The organism is Stenotrophomonas sp. CASM101 (assembly GCF_049384845.1).
GTDB lineage: Bacteria > Pseudomonadota > Gammaproteobacteria > Xanthomonadales > Xanthomonadaceae > Stenotrophomonas > Stenotrophomonas hibiscicola.
Window position 1 is genome coordinate 39,502 of record NZ_JBMRFR010000001.1, and the last position, 16,551, is coordinate 56,052.

Below are 16,551 nucleotides of genomic sequence, written 5' to 3' on the forward strand. Positions count from 1 at the left end.
AAAGGCGCAGAAAACTAATTTGTCTCCACTTTCATTGAAACCGTGGACGACACCTGTTTTCCCTTTCTCGGAAGCCCGCCAGGGAACAGCTCGTGCAGCTTTGATCTGGACACGTCAAAGTCTCGCATGACCTGTTTCACTGGAATCCCAGCTTCCAGAGAGCGACGAATTTCCGCCAAGGGGTAGGTTCGAACTGCTGCAGGAAAGTACGGCTGCTCTCCGGCAAAGCACTGCATCACCGATTCAACGAACGGAAGCGCCATGCGCTCACTGATACCTATGTCGGCCCGCATGGCGGCCAGGATCCGCTCCCTCAACTCTTCGGCTGACTCGGTACGTTTCGCCATCAGAGCGCCCACCCATCTCGCGCCAGCCCGCTGCTACGCGGACGGACCTGTTGCGTTCCACGCGAAACACTCTTCGCCTGGACATCGGCCGGCGCTGCCTCTGTTTCACGGGAATCAGCACTGTTCACGGTCAGCAGCAAGCGGGCCTCCAAAACGTCCCAGTCTGCACGCGTGTAGCGATGCAGGCGGACCTCCGGGTGATGCGCGGCGGCGTAGGCATAGACCCAAGTGTCCAGCGGCTCGTTACGTGTAACCCTCTTCTCGAATCGGTTCTTCACCGGGTTGTAGACCTCCGACACCAAACCGGGGAAGTATTCGTCCGGCAACTCATCGCTGAAATGCACCAATCGCGTCTCGACAGCGCGCTCCGCATCGGCGGAGAGGCGGCTATACAGATAGTGCTTCGCAGCCACGGTGCCGACGTGGTGAATGGTGATGCCACGCTTGTCAGTTTTGCCGTTCCAGGTTACGTCAGCCAGCTTGCCCTTCGACAGCACGGGGGCGTTGTTCGGAACGGCGCCGAAAATACACATGGGCCTGGTGACACGCCGCTGGCGGACGTAGTTCTTGACCGCCTCCGTGCGGTGGCCACCAGCGTCGATAGCGACCGCCATCGGGCGCAGAAGAGCGCCGTCCGCTCGCTCGATGGCGCGATTCAACAGATCCGTCAACGCAACCCACACGGCATCCTCTGCAGGGTCACCCTGCAGTTCCACATAATCCAATGTCCAGGCGGTCATGCCGCGCCCCCAGCCAATGGCGTGCACTGCGAGGCGTCCGTCTTGGGTATCGACACCCACTGTGACAGCCAGCACCCCGAGCGGAGCCAAGCGCAGGGCGTAGGGCTCGGCGCGATCCTTGATCACATTGTGCTTGACCGCGCGCATCGACGGGTCTTCCCACGTCTCGGCCAGCCGGTCATTCACGAAGGTTTTGAGGGATGCAGGATCACCCTGCGCCTCCAGCCACTCTTTTACCAGGTCCAACCAGCGCGGCCCCAGCCCGAACTGGTAGTACAGGCAGTTGATGGTGTAGCCGCGAATGGGCGAGTCAGGGTTGGCCGCCACCCAGCGGCCGTTGGCAATCATGTCGGTTTTGAAGTGTTCCTCGATGGCGACGCCACATTCGCAACAGGCGTACCACGCGTGGCTCCTGTCGGCCGACCACACGAGGCCACTCCACTGCAGCGCCTGGTAATAGCCGCAGTGGGGACACGGCACGTGGTACCGGCGCTGGTCACTCTTGTCGTACAGCTTCGCAATCCGGCTGAGCCCGGCGATGCCAGGCGTACTGATGTACTGACGCTTGTAGGTGGTCGGGAAGGACGATGTGCGGCCATCCAGCATCTTCACCGGGTCGTCGCCGGTGGAGAGCTGCTGCGGCGCTTCGTCGATTTCATCCACCTGCAGGTACTTCACCGTCGAGGACTTCAGGCGCTGCGGGCTGCCCATATGCTCCACGAACAGCTGGCCACCAGCGAAGTCCTTGAACGTGCGCTGGTTGGCGCTGTCGCGGCTGGCGGTACTGGTCAGCGCCTTCTTGACCGCCGCGCACACCTCGATCATCGGGTTGAGCTTCTGGGCGATCCACTTGTTCATGGATACCTCGCCCGGCAGTGCGTACATCATCGGGCCAGGCGCATAGTCCATCCAGTAAGCCATGGCGTTGGTCGCCAGTTGGCTCTTGCCGAACTGGATCGGGAACATGCAGACCTGGTCATGCACCGGGCTACGCGCGGACATGTTGTCCATCGGCTCACGCAGTGGCGGGTTGCGGTCCGTCACCCAGCGCCCGGGTTTGCTGCCGCTCTTGGTGGACAGGCGCATGTGTTCATCGCACCACTGCGACACGCTCATGGGCCGCCGCGGCTGCAGCGAGCGCGCCAGTACCGCCGCCAGGCAGCTCTGTGCCTCCATCATTCCACAGCCTCCGCTGCCTTGGCCGCCAACGTACGGAAGCCCTGGCTCAGTTCTTCCAGTGCGTGGCTCACCTCATCCCACACCAGACGCCGGCACCCAGCCTCATCCAGCGTTGCAGCCAGCTGCGGCGCCAGCGTATCGGCCAAGCGCTCCATCGCCCCCCGAAAGGTCGTTGCGTGCTCAGCAAGGAAGGCTTCTACGTCCGCACGAGGCAACAGCAGTCCCAGCTCCTTCTGCAGCGCGATGTGCGCCAGGTGCGCATCGGTCTCGGCCTTGTCGGCCAGCGCTTTGGCCTTGCGCGCGGAATCCGGGGTCTGCGGCCGACCGGCCCGTGAGGGCTTGGAATCGTCCTCGTCGCTGTCCTCTTCATCGTCATCGATGTCGGGGTCGATAGCATTGGCACCCTCCCCACTCCCCACCAGCGAGCTGCCACGCTCATCGGCGTGGCGCTGGGCTACGCCGGCATAGACCGGATCTGCGGTACGAGCGTAGAGATCCAGAGAGGCGGTCTTCAGGAATCCCTTTCCGCCAGCACCCACCACCACCCTACCCTTCTTCCTCAACTCGACCACGTAGGACGGCTTGCAGCCGATCAGGGAGGCCAACTCTTTGCCAGTGATCGTCACGTCATCCTCAGCCATTGCTACCCCCTACTCCATTTACTTCGAAGATTGTTAAAACGGAAAAATGCGCGCGCGCGAGCATGTGCGGGCTGTGCGGTGACCTGTGCGGCTTCGGGACGAGACTGAATCGCTGCGGCAGTAGGCGTGTGCGGCACGTGCGGGATGTGCGGGACCCCATATACACGCGAGTGGCTGCTAGGCGTTTGTGGCGGGAACGATCACGCTCACCCGCGCCCGCCCATGTAGGCCGAATCCCGCACATCCCGCACACGCCTACTGCTGCAAGAGATTCACGGCAATTAAATGCCCGCACATCGGCCCGCACATCCCGCACGCGCCGCACATTGATGGGTGTAGTGATCACGCACGCCCCTTGTAGTCGGAGAACATGCGACGGAAGGACACGACCTGGTCTCCCAGCCATGCTGCCTCTGTCTTCCCGTCAGGCACGGTGCAGTTGCCGAGCATCAGGAAGCCGTGAGGTCCGTTCACGCTCTGCTCGATCTGGTAGCGCTTGCGCGCCCGATCGGGATGGGTGATCTGGCGCTTGCGCACCAGCGCGTTGATGAACTTTGGTGACGGCGCCGGGCGCGGCAGGCCCTCTCGCGCACACCAGGCCTTATAGACCTCGTACCACTCCTTCGAGAGCGCCGGCATGGGCTTGAGCCCGGGGATGTCGTCGCCGTAAAGCTCGTCCAAGAACCGTTGCGGGCTATCCTGGCTCAGGCCAATCAGCTCCTCTTTCGCCTGGGTCATCGGCGGGTTGGTGCCATTGGTGAAGCCAGTCAGATCCACCTGCAGCAAATAGTGGTGCAGTGCCGCCGTGGCGCCATTCCGGATATCGGCCAACACCGCGGTGTAGAACTCTTGGCTGAGCTTGTCCGGCGTCCAGATCACCGCGTGACGCCGGTCATCCTCCTCCAGCACGACAGGCATCGCCTCGTTGGAGAGGAACACCAGGTTCGCGTGGTTGTCCTCCTCGTAGGCCTGAATGTTCTTCGGGTTGATGCGGATGCGGTCGCCCGTGATCAACGCCTTGAGCTTGTTCTTCAGGTGGTACACCTCGGTGCGTGCGACCACTTCGTCGGCCAGCAGGAACAGCTTGCGGCTGGCCCAGTCATTGAACTTGTCTTCCAGCGCCGCCTGGTCCAACACGCGCCCATAGTCACCGTAGAGCTTCATGTACTCATCGAAGAACATGTTCTTGCCGGTGCCCTGCGGACCATGAATGACGATGGTCGATTTCATCTTGGCGCCAGGATGCTGCAGCGGGTAAGCAAGCCACTTGACCACCCAGTCGTACAGCGCCTTCTGGTTGGCCTCGTTGCCGCACATGTGCCAGAGCAGCTGCAGCAGCCGGTCGCAGTTGCCCTCTTGCGGTACGGTCGGCCAACCGGCAAAGAGGTTGCAGGTTACCCCTGGCTTCTCGCACGAGGGGTCGAAGTCCACTTCGCGCACCCGCACGATGGACCGATCCGAATGCTCCATCCACGCCCGGTGCAGTTCCTTGCGCACGCAGGCATCGCGCATGTCGCCCAGTGCGACCAGCATGTGTTCTTTGTGGTCGAACACCGTGCCGCCCTGCCCGTAGACCAGAGCGAAGCGCTCAAGCAACTCGTTCAGCGAGTGGATCGGTGCCAGGCGATCATTCCCCTCGCCCCCGTTGCTGGTGATTGAAGGCGCGCGTTTTTCGGCAGGCACCCGCCACGACAGCTCCGTGAGGCGGGCCTCCACTTGGGCGCGAACGACATGCAGGCCTTCCTGGGCGTGCAGATCGTTGAAGTCGCTGACCTTTCGGCCGTTGTCGATGAAGCGCTCACGTCTGGCCGGCTCGTCGGTAAAGACTGGGTGCAGCACCGCTCCGCCCACGTCCAGTGCTGCTGCCTCGGCACCGAGCAGGCCGGCATTCGACGCGCCATGCGGCTGCGCGCACGATGGGCAGAACTGCGGATGGTCGGCCAGCACCAGGCGGCTCTTGCAGTGCCGGCACTTCTGCAGCACGTCGTCATCGGCACACAGCAGCATCTTGATGCCGCGATAGCGCTTCGCCAGGGCCGAGGCGACGGCCAGCATGTTGCCAGCATCGAACGCCACAGCCACCGGGTAGCCCGTCGCCATGTGCAGCGTTGCCGCAGTGGCATAGCCCTCGGCGACCAGCAGGATCCACTGCGGGCTTCCGCCGATCAGGTGGAAGTGGCCCTTCTTGACCATGCCTGCCGGCCAGTACTCCTTGGCCGGCTTGCGTCCTGCCGCCGCCAGCTTCGCGCTGCGCAACACCTGTAGGCCGTGCACCTGCCCGTTGACGTCCAGCAGCGGAACAAGTGCGGCGCCCGTCGTGCCATAGCGCAGGCCGAAACCCTGCACGCCCTTGCTGACCAGGTAATCAGCCTCGCCAACTGCATTGGCCTTGGCCCAGGCGGACGACGCCCGCTCTGCAGCCCGCTTCGCTTGGGTTTGGCGGGCAGATTCCGCACGGCGGCGGTCCTCCGCCAGCCGATTGCGCAGCGCTTCGCGCTGCTCATCGGAGAAGGTCTTGTCGCGCTTGCGCAGATCGACCTTCGTTGCGCCGTTCTCGTTGCCGTGCCAGACGCCGTATGTGCCGACGACCAGCACCTCGCCGGCCGAGGTGTTCAGTTCGTGCAGCGCGTACCAGCCGCGGCGCTCGCGTGAGCCCTCGACTCGGCACCGGACCATGCGTCCGGTGGTGTCCAGTTCGGTGATCAGCAGGCCAGCGGACTGCAGCTGCTGCAGTACATCCCCATAATTCTCAGACATTCAGTAGTTTCCCGAGCCGCTATCTACCCAGGAAATGCGCGTCGGAATACCCGCGTTCGTCAGGTCCAGGGAGGACCCAACGCTGGTATCGAGAATCGCTCTCAATGCCAGGGCGGATTCAGTAGCGCGGCCAGCACGTGGCCTTCCACAAGCCACCCGGGGGGATGGGGCCGAATCAATGCTTGCGTGGTACATCAGGGTTCCCCAAAGGCAGGCAGTGCTGCCGGTTGTCTTGCTGCTCTTGTCGCTGGCGGATGCGCTCGCGCTCTACCAATGCCTCATCGCCTATCAGTCCCGGCACCGCGTCAGTTAGCGCGAGTGCTGCGAGTTCCATGGCATGCCGCGCAGAAGCGCTGGCCTGACCACGCCGTCGATACTTGGATCGATGGGCGCGGTGAACTGCCACGTCAGTCCTCAGCCCCCTGCTGACCAGCAGCGCGGCACGCATTCCGCTCCAGCCTGAAGCAGAGCGTGCGCACTTCGCGGGACAGGTCCTGGATGCGATCAGCCTCTGGAATGCTCAGCCGTCGGTCGGCCAGTGCATCAATGCCTGCCCCAGCCAGTTGGCCTGTCAGTTTGTGCAGTTCGAGGAGCTTGCTCTGGATCGCCGCCAGCTCGTCAGGCCAACCGCCGACAGGTGGCGCTGGCACGTAATCCACCATCAAGCCGAACTGTCCAGCCAATGAGCACACCCAGTCGGTTGCCATTGCCTGCGTACCCACGAATCGCTGTAGGTACTCGGTGAGGATCTCGGCCATCTCCATGGAGACAGACTCGCCCTCGATTCCACGCAACTTCTTCCGCAGCGTCTCTGTAGTAATGGACTTACCGCGACGCTTGCTCACGTGTGCAGCAGCGTCTTGCACACCACCTGGTGCGCAGGAAACTGCATTGTTTAGGGCGTCCCGCCAATGCAGATCAGAGCGAAGGCAAGTCATGCGCCCTTCCCCTGAAATGCCGAGCATTTCATCGTTCCATGCTGGCCGGTGCCGCCCTCAAAATTCCGGCTATGCCAGAGATCATCAGCTTCCCTCAGCGCATGCGCTTTCAGGCCATTCGATCCTTTGACGTTCGCACCGGGACAGGCGGCGTTGTTGCGGTCTTGTGGGCGCCCTTGCACTCCGAACGCCAGAAGGAGAATCATCGCCAGAAGCATCAAAACCACCCCGCCCTTGCGGAGCTGCTGCCGAATCAGGTGCAGGCGGTAATGCTGGTGCCCGCGAACCCAACCGAAGCGAGCTATGGCGACGGTTAGGGCAGGATCACGGGCTGGCATTAACGACCCCCGTCGATCCGACGACTCTCTTGAAATAGCCCACGATTGCGCCGTCAGCATCACGCTCCCAGCGCACACCCGGGATCAGTTCATCGGCAGTCACTCTTCCCCCGAGGGTATCGGCGCGCAGCGCAGCGTCCTGGTTCTCGGCCATCGCCGACGCAACGGCCCGCTCAATGGCAATCGCCACCTCCTCAGTCACACCGTTCTTGCGCCAGTGATAGACATAGCCCGTGGCGGGCTTGCCGGTAACCCGACGCGCCAGCTCACTTTGGGTGCCACAGATCGCGATAGCCCGTTGCAGAGGGGTCATGGAATGCCCGTTCACAAGAATTCTTGCGGTAAATTAGCGCAATCTTTCTTGCGAATCAACAGTGCAAGATTGCTTGCATGTTGATAGGTGAAATCACACGGGGCCTTATGGAGGCCCACGGACTTGGCGTGGAGGCTCTTGCAGCCCGTGTCCGCGCGGCGGGCGCACCCAACGTGAAGTACCAGCACATCCAGCAGTTGCTCGACACTCCAACCCGCCGCCCCCGGTACATCCCGGAGCTGGCACGCGCGTTCGGCATGTCTGTTGAGCAGTTCCTGACTTGGGACAAGGGCGAGCCGCTCTGTGCCCTCTCAGCACCCCGTTCTGCACAATCTCAACCAGTGCAACTCGACGCCCCTACGCTTGCCGCGTCGTACCAACTTGTCCGCCTAGCCTGCCTTGCGCTCGGGTCTTCATTCGATCCTGAAGACGCGAACGACGCCTCGATTGTCATCTTGGCTCACAACTACCTGGCCGCCCGTCAGGAGAAGGCAGTTACGCCAGACAACGTGGTCGACTTCACCGCACACCTGCGGAAGCGCCAGATTTCAAAGGGGGTTGATCATGAAGGAAGCGGCAGCACTGGAAGCTCTCGCGCAGGCACTCGCTAGCAAAGTTCGGCAGCAGGCACGGCCGCCCGACACAAGGTGCCCACGACAGTGCCACGCGACAGCGTCAAATGACGCGATCGCCTTCGCCTACATCCGCAGGATTCGCCTGCTATGTGAAGCCTTCCAGCTGAGCTGGCTAGTCGACCAGCACCTGGTCCTGAGGCAACGCCTAACCGACCTTTCAGCGAAAGAGCTTCGTGCGTTGCTCTGCGAGATGGAAGAAGCAAGGGAAGCCATCATGGAAGGCTTCCCGCTTGAGCAGACTGGGCTCATCAAGAACATGGCTGAAGTACTGCCGAACCCTTGACGAGGACGGTTACGGACTATGCCCGCCACGTTCCCGGATGAAGTCCTGTAGCGTCTGCGGCTCACGGTCATCTTTGGACGTGGCCACGCCTGCCACGTCCCCTGCCTCAAGTCCTTGGTCCCTCAACCCCTGCCTAGCCAGCAGCCGATTGTTCCTGCGTTGCTCCTCGATAAGCACCCGCAGTAGCGGCTTGATGCCGAACACGGCAAAAGGCATGAGCAACCCCATAACCACCAATGCCAGCACGGCTAAGGCAACCAGCCAGACGCCCAGAGCGCCCAGTGTGCTGAAGAAGACTTCCATACAGCTCCCCTCCCTCCATAGAAGGCCTGAAGGTTAGCATTCGAGGGCGCATTCAGCTGCGGCGAGGACTGTCTCCTGGCCGGCACTAGTCCACTTCAATCGCATCGACGCAAGTTTTCTTGTTGACGAGCGCACAAGTTTGTTTGTAGAGTCCGCCCTGCCAGCTCTCCAGCTGGCGGGCGACCGGCGGGTCGCCACCCTACTGGCCTCTCCCCTGGCCGGTAGCAGCCGCCCCCTCGGCCCCTGACCCGCCGGCGCCCTCCTTCGAACAGGAGCGCGCCATGTCTCATCGCTACGCCGATCCAAGCCCCTGCCTGCTGCCGTTGTTGGCCGTGAAGGCCCTGCGGGCCGTGGCAGCACGCGATCACAGCACCGCCCGAACCCTGTGGGTTCGCAGCAAGGGCGAACACAGCCGCAACCAGCTGCGCCGCTCCCGGCGCATGGGCGTCGCCAGCCTCCGCCTGGAAGCCTGCTCGCGCGACATGTCGGCCGAGGTGCGGGCATGAGCGCACGAACTGCAAGCGCGATCTGGCGCCGTCTCGACCGCTTGGCGTTCAGCCAGCTCTGCGCAGAGGCCGCACGTTTGGCTGTCGAGAATGAGCGCCTCCGGGAACAGCTGTGGCGAGCAGAAGACGCCGCTCAATTCTGGCAAGAGGACGCACTCGACCTGCAGCAGGCCCTGTGCGACGCAACGGGCGGGCGTCCTGGAATCACCCGCGACGGCACCCTTGTCCTCGTGCAGGCAGGTGCCGCATGAGCCAGCGCCTCCGCCTCGCATGGGCCGCCGTAGCGCTCTTGGCCGCCGTTGTCGTGCCGCTGCGCATCGCCGAGATCCACCAGGCGCACGCAGACCGCGATGCGGCCAAGGCGCGCTGGGCCCTCAGCACCTCGGTGAGGGGCTGACCATGCGCCAGACCGCTCGCCCGCTCCCCGATTCAGTGCCGCTGTGCGGCCCCGGCCATCGACCGCAGATCGTCGTGACCGCAGGCGCCCCGACCGGCCATCGCCTGGGCGCGCCCTGCCCTCCGCTGCTGCACATCGAATGCCATCGGTGCGGCCTCGCCACCCGTCCGGTACCGATGGAAAAGGCCGCGTTGGCCGAGCTGCGCTGGACAGATCCGAGCCTTGCCCACCTGCGCACCCCGATCTCCCTGCTCGCCCGGCATCGCGGCGAGGTCCTGGCCGAGATCGCTGCTGCTTCCTCTTCCACGCCCATCGCTGCCTGACCAGGAGAACTGCCCATGGCCGCTCCACTGAAGCCGAAGGAAAAAGCCGCGTTGCTCGCAGCGCATGGCGCTTCGGATCACACACTCCACCGTACCGCCAACGGGTTTGCGCCCCGCAACCGACCCGAGAAGCTGTTCACGCGCCGCGTCATGAACTGGCTGGATGAGCGCGTGTTGATCCGGTACGACGACCCGCAGCTGCCGCGCAAGGCGACCTTGACCGCCATCGGCATCGCCGCCGCCGAGGTCGAGATCGCCAAGACCCGTGACCTGGCGCTGTCGGCATGAGCGCGCAGCCAACGCTGCCCGTGGAGCAGCAGTTCGCCACCGGCCACCAGGGTGAGTCGCTCGTGCTGATGGTGTGCCATGGCTGGCTATGGGCCGGCCTCTACACCGCTGCCCCGCGCGAGTCGCTCCTGAAGGTCGCCGCCAGCGCCAGCCGGAACGTGGGGGTATCGCACCACTCGCTCACGCTCGGCGGCGTCACGTTTTCCCTCAACCGACTTGCCGCACAGGCCGCGCACCGCTGGCTCGACCGCCAAGGCGTGCGCGTTCGTTCGATCTCCCCCAACAACCGCGCAACGCGCCACACGCGAGGAATCGCCGCATGAACCGTTCTGTTGTCATCTACGGGCCGCAACGCTGCGGCAAGACCTCCAACGCACAGGAACTGCGCGCGCACTTTGGCCTGCGTGAGGTACTGGACGACTGGGACGGCCACACCGCGTATCCCCTGGAGGACACGCTCGTCCTGACCAACAATCCGGATGCCGTTGCTCACCACTCGTCGCGTGTCCTGCACCACGGCTGGGCAATGCGCGAACTGCTCGCGGAGGCCCGCGCATGAGCGCCCGCCCGCAACAGATCGGCCGGGCCGCCGAAGTGCGTAAGGTCCTGTCCATGTTCCCGCAAGGCGCAACAGTCGAACAGATCAAGACCGCTGGACGCATCAACAGCACCCACCAGGCCATCGGCTACACACTGAAGGGGCTGGCACGCAGCGGCCAGGCCATCTGCCACCGCTCCGGCGTGCGCGGGATCTGGCGCTTATCCACCCACACCCAACATGCGATCGCACCGCTGCGTGCGGTACCCGTGCGGGAGCGACCGACCTGCGTGGTAGGTCCGCTCACCGGCGTCAGTGACGCGGCGACCACGATTCGACACAGGGAACTCGACCGGCAGCAGTTGGCCGACGACCTAGACGCCTTCCTCGCAGCAGGCGGCCACATCGAAGTGCTGGGGCACACCCCGCTTCGCCCGCTGATGAGCCGTCATGCGGCCAACCACGGTAGCTATGCAGAGCGCATGGCAACCCACGACATCGACTGAGGCCTCCATGAGCAGCAATTCGCACGCAGCGACCGTCACGGAACCCGGTAGGCCTGGCAGTACCTATTCCGATGGCCCGGTCTGGCAGGCCTTCGGCCTCAGTCGCGCCGCCTACCTGGTGGTGCCGCGCCGAACCCTGCAGTCCATGCCCATCGACTGGCAGGAGCGCTTTGTCGCGCTGATCAAGGAGGCCCGCGAGGCATTGCCTGATGAGGCTTTTCCCCAGTACCAGGCGGTGCGGCTCAGAGACGGGAAGTACGCCGCTGATCCCAACGGCCGGTACCGCCGCATGCCGCCGTTTCCTCGTCGCCGCTCCGGGGACGCCAACGCCGCATGCGAAGCGCCGCTCGCTGGCGCCTTCGTGAACACCTTCACTCTATTCGATCAGGCCCGCCAATGACCGCGAACCTCACGCTTCTCCCCACGAACTGCCCCGTTCTGCGCGACGCATTTGACACGATCACCGCGATCGCGGTCGAGGCCGTGTGGCTGCCGAACCAGGCGAAGGCCATCACCGTCGCCCAGGCGCAGACCGCGCTGCGTGACCTGCATCATCGCCTGCCCCGGCAGCAGGATCTGCGCGTGTTCGAAGCCCCCGTAGCCGCGTATGTCGCGACGCTGCGTAGCAGCCTGCAGGACGGCGACACCCCGCTCTGCGATACCACCCGTGCCCGGCTGGCGCAGGCGACTGAACTGCTGGAGCTGGTCAGGAATCAGACTCGCACTGTGGTCGACCCAGCGGACCCTTGGCGTGGCATGTACCACCCGAGTCGCCTCCCAGCGCGCAACGCCGACGGCGAGATTCTGTGCCATCCGGACGTGCCAATGTGGGCTGACGGTCGCGAGGTATCGCTGCGGCCGCTGTTCCTCGCACAGGGCTTCGACCTGGCCGTGGTCGAGGGCGAATTTTCCGAAGAGGGCATCGGATCGGGCGTTTACAGCGCCGCACAGGAACTGCACGACTGGAACCCGGAGGCACCCGGAGAGGACTGGCGTCTGGCGTGGCTAGGCGAGACGGAAGACGGTCTCGCTGCGTGGTTCGTGCGGCCCCTGGCCATCGCTGCCATGCACGAGCGGAATGGCGCAGCCTGATGGACCCAACGCTGAGCGAGCGGCACCACCGATACCGGGTCAAGGCCGGCAGAGCAAAGGCCGCGCTTTACGCCCGCGTGGTCGAGAACAAGCGCTACACGATGCGCCAGATCGCTGACGAACTGGGCGTGTCGTTGACCACAGCAGACACGCGGGTGAAGCGTGGTCCATATCCCCTCACCCGGGAATCGCTGCGCCTGGCGCGCCTTCCCGCCAACAACAAGGACATGCAGGCATGAGCAACGACATCAGGACCCTGGCGGACGTGCGGCCCGGTGGGAGGGTGAGGCTGGGGGACTGGCTACCGCCGCTGCCCCCGATGGTCTACGAAGAGCGCGGGACCGGCATGGGGCCGCATGACGTGTACTACACGCCCGTTGCGTACACCGCCGAGCAGATGCGGGACTACGCACGCGCCGCCCTCTCCGCCCAGCCCTCCCGGCCCAGCAGCCTCGACCTGGAAGCAATGCTCGCTGCATGTGTCCCCGGGGGCGACATTGCCGACCCGCAGGTGATCGCTGACAACATCCGTCGCTGGTTCGCCGCCCAGCCCTCCCCGGGTGGTCAGGGGGATGCTCCGTTCACTTGGAGTGATCGCGCCAAGGCGGATGCACTCGAAGCCGGCCAGTACGCGTTCACCGAGGCAGACGGCAAAGACCTTGGCTACACCGCCTGCATTGAGGCGTGCGTGGACGCGATCTGTCTGGTGCTGGAAATGCCTGAACACCGTCTAGCCCTCGCCGCCCGCCAGCCGGTGGGCGAGCCGGTCATCGACTACGAAGACCTGTTGGACCAAGCCAAGGACTTGATCCACTGCGGCTGCAGCGTTAACGGTGCCTTCGAATGGCTGCTGGAACAGTTGACTGACGAAGAAACACTCGCCGCCCGCCAGCCGTCCAAGCAACCGGATAGCGTTGCTCTGGGCGAAGCAACGGAATTCTGCAGCGAGAAGGGCGACCGACAGCCGGTGGGGGAGCCGGTGGAAATGTCCCCTGAGTTCACCGACACGGCGCGCGCAGCCATTGCATGGGTGCTGTGGCACCACCAGGGAGGCAGCAGCCCTGTCGGCCAGCCGCTGCGGTTTGCCCTTGGGATGGGTCAGCACGACCGGATGACCGATTATCAGATCGCAGAGGCGAAGCGATTTGCGGCATGGGCCGGCGCCACCATCGAAGGATTCCACCGCCGCGACCCCGCGCAGGCAGTGGACCTGGGTGCCGGCGTCAAAGCCATCGCTGCCGAGCGCGAGCGACAGCTGCAGGCCGAGGGCTTCTCCCGAGATTGCGACCAGCAGTATCGCGAGGGCGAACTGGCCAGGGCCGCGACCGCTTACGTGCAGTTGGCTGCCATGGATCTCCAAGTAGGCACCCGCAGTCACATTGCCTTGCAGGAACCGCCTTTCTTCTGGCCGTGGGCACCGGAGTGGTGGAAGCCAGTTGATGCACGCCGTGACCTGGTGCGCGCTGGTGCGCTGATCGCCGCGCAGATCGACTTGATCGACAGCCAGGCGGTGGGCAAATGAGCATCGACAGCGCAACCGAGCGCCGGAAGCTGCAACGGCTGATTGACCGCACTGCCAAGGCGGCCAGCGCGTTCTACCTCGCGAACAAAGAGCTGTGCGAATTCTGCGTCGAGAAATACGGCTGCGAGCCTGCCGACGTTGACTGCGACCAGATCATCGACGCGGTCCAGGGTGGCGCGGGGGTGTCTGCTGGACTTCCGGCCGATGACTTCGATGAGGCGATGGTCGAAGCGATGGAGCTGGCAGGCCATGGCTGACCAGCTGCTCACCGCTGCACCATGGAAAGGCAAAGGCGTCATCGATCAAGATCTGGCGTTCAAGATCGCCGACGGCATCGTTTCGCGGAGGCTGGTCAAGGGATGGTCGCGTCAAGCCATCCTATCCAGCATCGAGGGAGGTCCCTCGCCATGCGGGCGTGCGTTCTACCTGATGCGCGGCGGCGTCGTCGTCGTCGCCCTCTTCCCGATGACGCAGCTGAGCGATATGAACGGTCGCGGGTACTGGTACTCGATCCGCGACCTGTTCCCGCCGCTCCCTGCGCGCACTCACTCGGGTATTGAAGAGCTGCAGCCGTTCCAGGTCGGTGACAAAGTCTGGGCATGGTACAAGGACGAACCTAGGGCTGATTATGGCCAGCCCGATCAGCCGGGAGACGACACAAGATGGAGTCGATGCGTTCCGCTGTTCACGGTCAAGAGCGTGACAGGTCCACACCTCGAACCGGCAAAGTTCGCCGGTAGATCGCACTACCAGGTGCAGCTCAGGTATCGCGAAGGGCCGCCCGCCACTCACTACGACGCGGGCTACCACGACGTTTGCCCGATCAAGGGGCGCCCCTGGCAGATGCGCGGCGACGGCGATTACCTGCAGTTGGTGCGCCGCGCACCGCCTGCGGTAAAGCCACGCCGCGTTCGGGCAGCACTGGCATCCACTCCCACCCCGCCGCCGGCATTCCCGGCCCAACTGGGCTTGTTCGCATGAACCTCTCACCGTCTATTGGACTCGGCGCGCGGGACTTCTCAGCCGATGCGTCGATGCCGCCAGTAGTTAAGGCCCGCAGGGTCAAGCACGACCTCGCAGGCTACGGCTACATGCGGTCGATCATGCTTTTCATGAAGTGGGCGCACGAGCAGGAGAAGTTCCCTACAGCCGAAGAGGTGATCGCGCGGTTTAGCGTGAGCCGGGCGACGGCTTATCGGCTCACGAGCGCGCTCGCCGATACCTACGGCATCGACCCTGCCGTACGGCACAAGGAGCGCCGATGAATCATCAGTATCAGCGTCGCGAGCCCCGTCATATGAAGCAAGCCAATGAAGGCCAGGTTGAGAGCTTGTACGACACACTTGGCCTTGAAGGTGCAGCTCGCATGATGCGCTTGGGCCTCGAAGCCATGAAGGAACTCGTGGACAAGGGTGAAGTGCCTGCCGTGCGCTTGAATCAGAAGCACACGGTCATGCTGCGTGAGGACCTGATCGACTTCCTGCGTTCGGAAGGGCGCAGGCAAGCTGCTGAGCGCAAGAAGTCGGCCATCGGGACCCGGCTTGCAGCCAACACGCCCGAATCAGTTCCGACCAGACGTGCAAGCAAGTCCCGTCGCACAAAGATCCCCGACCTCCGCGCTTACGAGCAGGCCGATCACCAAAGCTGATCGGCCAAATCGGAAGCACGCAAGTTGGCGTATCGCTTCAGCTGGCGCGGATCGCGATGCCCGGTGATGCTCGCGATCTTGATGTCTGTCAGCGTGGTCTTTTCGTACAGCCGGCTCGTCGCTTCGTGACGTAGATCGTGGAAGCCCAGATCCGCGCATCCGGCCGCAACGAAGATGCGCTCGAACTGGCGCGACAGCTTGCTCGATACACGCCGCAGGGCGAGCGGAGTACGCTCACCCGCCCAGAATGGGAATAGCCGGCCTTCGTAATCACCCTCATACGCGGCAAGCTTCGCCAGCAGTACCGAAGTCATGGGTACCTGACGCTTGCTCCCGTTCTTTGTCTTGTCCAAGAAGATCGTGCGCCGCGACACATCGAGCTGGCTGCGTTCTAGCGTGTAGATCTCCCGCATGCGCATGGCGGTTTCCAGCGCCATGTCGAACATCAGTATCAACGCCTCCCGCTGTGGCAGGTCGAGCGGCCGCTGCCGCCCCGGTGGCTTGGCGCCGGCCAGGATCTCGCGGATGCGTTCTTCCTCACCAGGTTCCAGACGGCGATCGCGCTCCTGGTCAGCTTTCGCCTCCCCATCTATGCGCTTCACGGCGATCTTGTCATCAGCTGTGTACGTCGAATAACCCCGAGGCAGGAGCCGCAGTGGATTCATTGGCAGTGCGCCATGGGCAGCCAGCCAATCCAAGGCACGCGAGAGTGCCCCCACGTAGTGTCGGATCGTTGAAGGCGCAAGGTTCTGCTCGCGCTTCATGGTGGTGACCCACTCTGTCGCCCAAGTGAAGGTCAGCTGCGGCAAGGTGATTCCGATAGGCAACCGCGAGAGCAGGACCGGCAGCAGCTGCTCGTCATCGACAGAAATGTGCTGCGCGCTCCGATACTCCGTCACCTGGCTGCGCAGGTCCTTCGCCGCCGCCTTGGTGTTTGCCAGCTCCTCCGGCACCACCCCACGGTCGAGCAGCGCCTCAAGGCGACGCACATACTCGTCGCCTTCCGCCTCCGAGGCAAAGCTCAGGTAGACCGGTTGGGGCAGCAGCCCCGCCCGCTTGATCGTGTACTGCCAGGAGTCGCCCCGGCGTCGCTTGGTTGCCATCCCTGCTCAAACTCACGTAAACGCACTCGGCACATGTTAACGCGAGTTTGCCACCCGAAAACGGGTGGCAGACCGATGATTTTGGGGGCGAATCAGGGGATCTCGGCCTCGGGTGTCGAACGCCAGGCAAAGAAAAAGCCCTGATAAATCAGGG

The 16,551-nt window shown here is 63.8% G+C and carries 27 protein-coding genes; 19 read left to right on the forward strand and 8 right to left on the reverse strand.

Annotated features, from left to right (window positions below):
- Positions 1-14 precede the first annotated feature (14 nt).
- From VG543_RS00210 to VG543_RS00230, 5 genes are all read right to left on the reverse strand, one after another.
- Positions 15-347, reverse strand: a complete 333-nt coding sequence (locus VG543_RS00210; protein WP_197573113.1) for a hypothetical protein — start codon at positions 345-347, stop codon at positions 15-17.
- The gene (locus VG543_RS00215; protein WP_423177412.1) at positions 347-2,266 is read right to left on the reverse strand and encodes a phage terminase large subunit family protein; all 1,920 of its coding nucleotides are present in this window, start codon (positions 2,264-2,266) and stop codon (positions 347-349) included. The genes VG543_RS00210 and VG543_RS00215 overlap by 1 nt, the downstream gene beginning before the upstream one ends.
- Positions 2,263-2,907 carry a hypothetical protein gene (locus VG543_RS00220; RefSeq protein ID WP_423177413.1) on the reverse strand — a complete coding sequence of 215 codons (645 nt, stop codon included), beginning with the start codon at positions 2,905-2,907 and terminating at the stop codon, positions 2,263-2,265. The genes VG543_RS00215 and VG543_RS00220 overlap by 4 nt, the downstream gene beginning before the upstream one ends.
- 342 nt (positions 2,908-3,249) lie before the next feature.
- The gene (locus VG543_RS00225) at positions 3,250-5,502 is read right to left on the reverse strand and encodes a DUF5906 domain-containing protein (protein ID WP_423177415.1); all 2,253 of its coding nucleotides are present in this window, start codon (positions 5,500-5,502) and stop codon (positions 3,250-3,252) included.
- Positions 5,503-6,071: 569 nt separating this feature from the next.
- The gene (locus tag VG543_RS00230; RefSeq protein WP_253119652.1) at positions 6,072-6,509 is read right to left on the reverse strand and encodes a hypothetical protein; all 438 of its coding nucleotides are present in this window, start codon (positions 6,507-6,509) and stop codon (positions 6,072-6,074) included.
- Positions 6,510-6,640: 131 nt separating this feature from the next.
- Here VG543_RS00230 and VG543_RS00235 point away from each other — a divergent pair, with 131 nt between their 5' ends.
- Positions 6,641-6,919: a hypothetical protein gene (locus VG543_RS00235; RefSeq protein WP_423177416.1), complete on the forward strand. Its 279-nt coding sequence runs from the start codon at positions 6,641-6,643 to the stop codon at positions 6,917-6,919.
- A 7-nt stretch (positions 6,920-6,926) separates the two neighbouring features.
- On the opposite strand, the gene VG543_RS00240 is transcribed toward VG543_RS00235, so the two are convergent.
- On the reverse strand, positions 6,927-7,253 hold the full coding sequence (locus tag VG543_RS00240) for a hypothetical protein (protein ID WP_423177418.1): 327 nt from the start codon (positions 7,251-7,253) through the stop codon (positions 6,927-6,929).
- A gap of 77 nt (positions 7,254-7,330) precedes the next feature.
- Here VG543_RS00240 and VG543_RS00245 point away from each other — a divergent pair, with 77 nt between their 5' ends.
- Together VG543_RS00245 and VG543_RS00250 are read left to right on the forward strand one after the other, a co-directional pair.
- A complete protein-coding gene (locus VG543_RS00245) occupies positions 7,331-7,864 on the forward strand; it encodes a hypothetical protein (RefSeq protein WP_423177419.1) in 534 nt (177 codons plus the stop codon).
- Positions 7,818-8,171 (forward strand): hypothetical protein, encoded by a 354-nt coding sequence (locus VG543_RS00250; RefSeq protein WP_423177420.1) that lies wholly within the window; start codon positions 7,818-7,820, stop codon positions 8,169-8,171. The genes VG543_RS00245 and VG543_RS00250 overlap by 47 nt, the downstream gene beginning before the upstream one ends.
- A gap of 9 nt (positions 8,172-8,180) precedes the next feature.
- Here VG543_RS00250 and VG543_RS00255 read toward each other — a convergent pair whose 3' ends face one another.
- A complete protein-coding gene (locus tag VG543_RS00255; RefSeq protein ID WP_423177421.1) occupies positions 8,181-8,474 on the reverse strand; it encodes a hypothetical protein in 294 nt (97 codons plus the stop codon).
- 281 nt (positions 8,475-8,755) lie between these two features.
- Here VG543_RS00255 and VG543_RS00260 point away from each other — a divergent pair, with 281 nt between their 5' ends.
- From VG543_RS00260 to VG543_RS00335, 16 genes are read left to right on the forward strand one after another with little or no spacing between them, the layout of a single operon-like run.
- Positions 8,756-8,980: a hypothetical protein gene (locus VG543_RS00260; protein ID WP_049400533.1), complete on the forward strand. Its 225-nt coding sequence runs from the start codon at positions 8,756-8,758 to the stop codon at positions 8,978-8,980.
- Positions 8,977-9,231: a hypothetical protein gene (locus VG543_RS00265; RefSeq protein WP_423177422.1), complete on the forward strand. Its 255-nt coding sequence runs from the start codon at positions 8,977-8,979 to the stop codon at positions 9,229-9,231. The genes VG543_RS00260 and VG543_RS00265 overlap by 4 nt, the downstream gene beginning before the upstream one ends.
- Positions 9,228-9,377: a hypothetical protein gene (locus VG543_RS00270; protein ID WP_423177423.1), complete on the forward strand. Its 150-nt coding sequence runs from the start codon at positions 9,228-9,230 to the stop codon at positions 9,375-9,377. Before VG543_RS00265 ends, VG543_RS00270 begins: the two co-directional genes overlap by 4 nt.
- Positions 9,378-9,379: 2 nt before the next feature.
- A complete protein-coding gene (locus VG543_RS00275; RefSeq protein WP_423177424.1) occupies positions 9,380-9,700 on the forward strand; it encodes a hypothetical protein in 321 nt (106 codons plus the stop codon).
- Positions 9,701-9,715: 15 nt separating this feature from the next.
- Positions 9,716-9,988, forward strand: a complete 273-nt coding sequence (locus VG543_RS00280; protein WP_423177425.1) for a hypothetical protein — start codon at positions 9,716-9,718, stop codon at positions 9,986-9,988.
- Positions 9,985-10,311 carry a hypothetical protein gene (locus VG543_RS00285; protein ID WP_423177426.1) on the forward strand — a complete coding sequence of 109 codons (327 nt, stop codon included), beginning with the start codon at positions 9,985-9,987 and terminating at the stop codon, positions 10,309-10,311. Before VG543_RS00280 ends, VG543_RS00285 begins: the two co-directional genes overlap by 4 nt.
- Entirely contained in the window at positions 10,308-10,547 is a 240-nt protein-coding gene (locus VG543_RS00290) for a hypothetical protein (RefSeq protein ID WP_049442269.1), read from the forward strand. The genes VG543_RS00285 and VG543_RS00290 overlap by 4 nt, the downstream gene beginning before the upstream one ends.
- The gene (locus VG543_RS00295) at positions 10,544-11,032 is read left to right on the forward strand and encodes a hypothetical protein (protein ID WP_423177427.1); all 489 of its coding nucleotides are present in this window, start codon (positions 10,544-10,546) and stop codon (positions 11,030-11,032) included. Before VG543_RS00290 ends, VG543_RS00295 begins: the two co-directional genes overlap by 4 nt.
- Before the next feature lie 7 nt (positions 11,033-11,039).
- On the forward strand, positions 11,040-11,432 hold the full coding sequence (locus tag VG543_RS00300; protein ID WP_423177428.1) for a hypothetical protein: 393 nt from the start codon (positions 11,040-11,042) through the stop codon (positions 11,430-11,432).
- Positions 11,429-12,124 (forward strand): hypothetical protein, encoded by a 696-nt coding sequence (locus VG543_RS00305; protein ID WP_423177429.1) that lies wholly within the window; start codon positions 11,429-11,431, stop codon positions 12,122-12,124. Before VG543_RS00300 ends, VG543_RS00305 begins: the two co-directional genes overlap by 4 nt.
- On the forward strand, positions 12,124-12,363 hold the full coding sequence (locus VG543_RS00310; RefSeq protein WP_423177430.1) for a hypothetical protein: 240 nt from the start codon (positions 12,124-12,126) through the stop codon (positions 12,361-12,363). The genes VG543_RS00305 and VG543_RS00310 overlap by 1 nt, the downstream gene beginning before the upstream one ends.
- Positions 12,360-13,646 carry a hypothetical protein gene (locus tag VG543_RS00315; protein ID WP_423177431.1) on the forward strand — a complete coding sequence of 429 codons (1,287 nt, stop codon included), beginning with the start codon at positions 12,360-12,362 and terminating at the stop codon, positions 13,644-13,646. Before VG543_RS00310 ends, VG543_RS00315 begins: the two co-directional genes overlap by 4 nt.
- A complete protein-coding gene (locus tag VG543_RS00320; RefSeq protein ID WP_423177432.1) occupies positions 13,643-13,903 on the forward strand; it encodes a hypothetical protein in 261 nt (86 codons plus the stop codon). The genes VG543_RS00315 and VG543_RS00320 overlap by 4 nt, the downstream gene beginning before the upstream one ends.
- Positions 13,896-14,627, forward strand: a complete 732-nt coding sequence (locus VG543_RS00325) for a hypothetical protein (RefSeq protein WP_423177433.1) — start codon at positions 13,896-13,898, stop codon at positions 14,625-14,627. The genes VG543_RS00320 and VG543_RS00325 overlap by 8 nt, the downstream gene beginning before the upstream one ends.
- On the forward strand, positions 14,624-14,911 hold the full coding sequence (locus tag VG543_RS00330; RefSeq protein ID WP_049420728.1) for a hypothetical protein: 288 nt from the start codon (positions 14,624-14,626) through the stop codon (positions 14,909-14,911). Before VG543_RS00325 ends, VG543_RS00330 begins: the two co-directional genes overlap by 4 nt.
- The gene (locus VG543_RS00335) at positions 14,908-15,294 is read left to right on the forward strand and encodes a hypothetical protein (RefSeq protein WP_423177435.1); all 387 of its coding nucleotides are present in this window, start codon (positions 14,908-14,910) and stop codon (positions 15,292-15,294) included. Before VG543_RS00330 ends, VG543_RS00335 begins: the two co-directional genes overlap by 4 nt.
- Here the strand turns inward: VG543_RS00335 and VG543_RS00340 are convergent.
- Positions 15,282-16,397: a site-specific integrase gene (locus VG543_RS00340; protein ID WP_049420731.1), complete on the reverse strand. Its 1,116-nt coding sequence runs from the start codon at positions 16,395-16,397 to the stop codon at positions 15,282-15,284. The genes VG543_RS00335 and VG543_RS00340 overlap by 13 nt on opposite strands.
- Between the last annotated feature and the right edge of the window lie 154 nt (positions 16,398-16,551).

What these genes read in the sequence shown, in the direction of transcription:
- VG543_RS00220 (WP_423177413.1), bottom strand. Translation starts at nt 2,907, where the DNA reads ATGGCTGAGGATGACGTGACGATCACTGGCAAAGAGTTGGCCTCCCTG.
- VG543_RS00240 (WP_423177418.1), bottom strand. Translation starts at nt 7,253, where the DNA reads ATGACCCCTCTGCAACGGGCTATCGCGATCTGTGGCACCCAAAGTGAG.
- VG543_RS00250 (WP_423177420.1), top strand. Translation starts at nt 7,818, where the DNA reads ATGAAGGAAGCGGCAGCACTGGAAGCTCTCGCGCAGGCACTCGCTAGC.
- VG543_RS00210 (WP_197573113.1), bottom strand. Translation starts at nt 347, where the DNA reads ATGGCGAAACGTACCGAGTCAGCCGAAGAGTTGAGGGAGCGGATCCTG.
- VG543_RS00295 (WP_423177427.1), top strand. Translation starts at nt 10,544, where the DNA reads ATGAGCGCCCGCCCGCAACAGATCGGCCGGGCCGCCGAAGTGCGTAAG.
- VG543_RS00235 (WP_423177416.1), top strand. Translation starts at nt 6,641, where the DNA reads ATGCTGGCCGGTGCCGCCCTCAAAATTCCGGCTATGCCAGAGATCATC.
- VG543_RS00260 (WP_049400533.1), top strand. Translation starts at nt 8,756, where the DNA reads ATGTCTCATCGCTACGCCGATCCAAGCCCCTGCCTGCTGCCGTTGTTG.
- VG543_RS00270 (WP_423177423.1), top strand. Translation starts at nt 9,228, where the DNA reads ATGAGCCAGCGCCTCCGCCTCGCATGGGCCGCCGTAGCGCTCTTGGCC.
- VG543_RS00285 (WP_423177426.1), top strand. Translation starts at nt 9,985, where the DNA reads ATGAGCGCGCAGCCAACGCTGCCCGTGGAGCAGCAGTTCGCCACCGGC.
- VG543_RS00335 (WP_423177435.1), top strand. Translation starts at nt 14,908, where the DNA reads ATGAATCATCAGTATCAGCGTCGCGAGCCCCGTCATATGAAGCAAGCC.
- VG543_RS00315 (WP_423177431.1), top strand. Translation starts at nt 12,360, where the DNA reads ATGAGCAACGACATCAGGACCCTGGCGGACGTGCGGCCCGGTGGGAGG.
- VG543_RS00215 (WP_423177412.1), bottom strand. Translation starts at nt 2,266, where the DNA reads ATGATGGAGGCACAGAGCTGCCTGGCGGCGGTACTGGCGCGCTCGCTG.
- VG543_RS00310 (WP_423177430.1), top strand. Translation starts at nt 12,124, where the DNA reads ATGGACCCAACGCTGAGCGAGCGGCACCACCGATACCGGGTCAAGGCC.
- VG543_RS00245 (WP_423177419.1), top strand. Translation starts at nt 7,331, where the DNA reads ATGTTGATAGGTGAAATCACACGGGGCCTTATGGAGGCCCACGGACTT.
- VG543_RS00265 (WP_423177422.1), top strand. Translation starts at nt 8,977, where the DNA reads ATGAGCGCACGAACTGCAAGCGCGATCTGGCGCCGTCTCGACCGCTTG.
- VG543_RS00255 (WP_423177421.1), bottom strand. Translation starts at nt 8,474, where the DNA reads ATGGAAGTCTTCTTCAGCACACTGGGCGCTCTGGGCGTCTGGCTGGTT.
- VG543_RS00280 (WP_423177425.1), top strand. Translation starts at nt 9,716, where the DNA reads ATGGCCGCTCCACTGAAGCCGAAGGAAAAAGCCGCGTTGCTCGCAGCG.
- VG543_RS00325 (WP_423177433.1), top strand. Translation starts at nt 13,896, where the DNA reads ATGGCTGACCAGCTGCTCACCGCTGCACCATGGAAAGGCAAAGGCGTC.
- VG543_RS00320 (WP_423177432.1), top strand. Translation starts at nt 13,643, where the DNA reads ATGAGCATCGACAGCGCAACCGAGCGCCGGAAGCTGCAACGGCTGATT.
- VG543_RS00275 (WP_423177424.1), top strand. Translation starts at nt 9,380, where the DNA reads ATGCGCCAGACCGCTCGCCCGCTCCCCGATTCAGTGCCGCTGTGCGGC.
- VG543_RS00330 (WP_049420728.1), top strand. Translation starts at nt 14,624, where the DNA reads ATGAACCTCTCACCGTCTATTGGACTCGGCGCGCGGGACTTCTCAGCC.
- VG543_RS00290 (WP_049442269.1), top strand. Translation starts at nt 10,308, where the DNA reads ATGAACCGTTCTGTTGTCATCTACGGGCCGCAACGCTGCGGCAAGACC.
- VG543_RS00340 (WP_049420731.1), bottom strand. Translation starts at nt 16,397, where the DNA reads ATGGCAACCAAGCGACGCCGGGGCGACTCCTGGCAGTACACGATCAAG.
- VG543_RS00305 (WP_423177429.1), top strand. Translation starts at nt 11,429, where the DNA reads ATGACCGCGAACCTCACGCTTCTCCCCACGAACTGCCCCGTTCTGCGC.
- VG543_RS00300 (WP_423177428.1), top strand. Translation starts at nt 11,040, where the DNA reads ATGAGCAGCAATTCGCACGCAGCGACCGTCACGGAACCCGGTAGGCCT.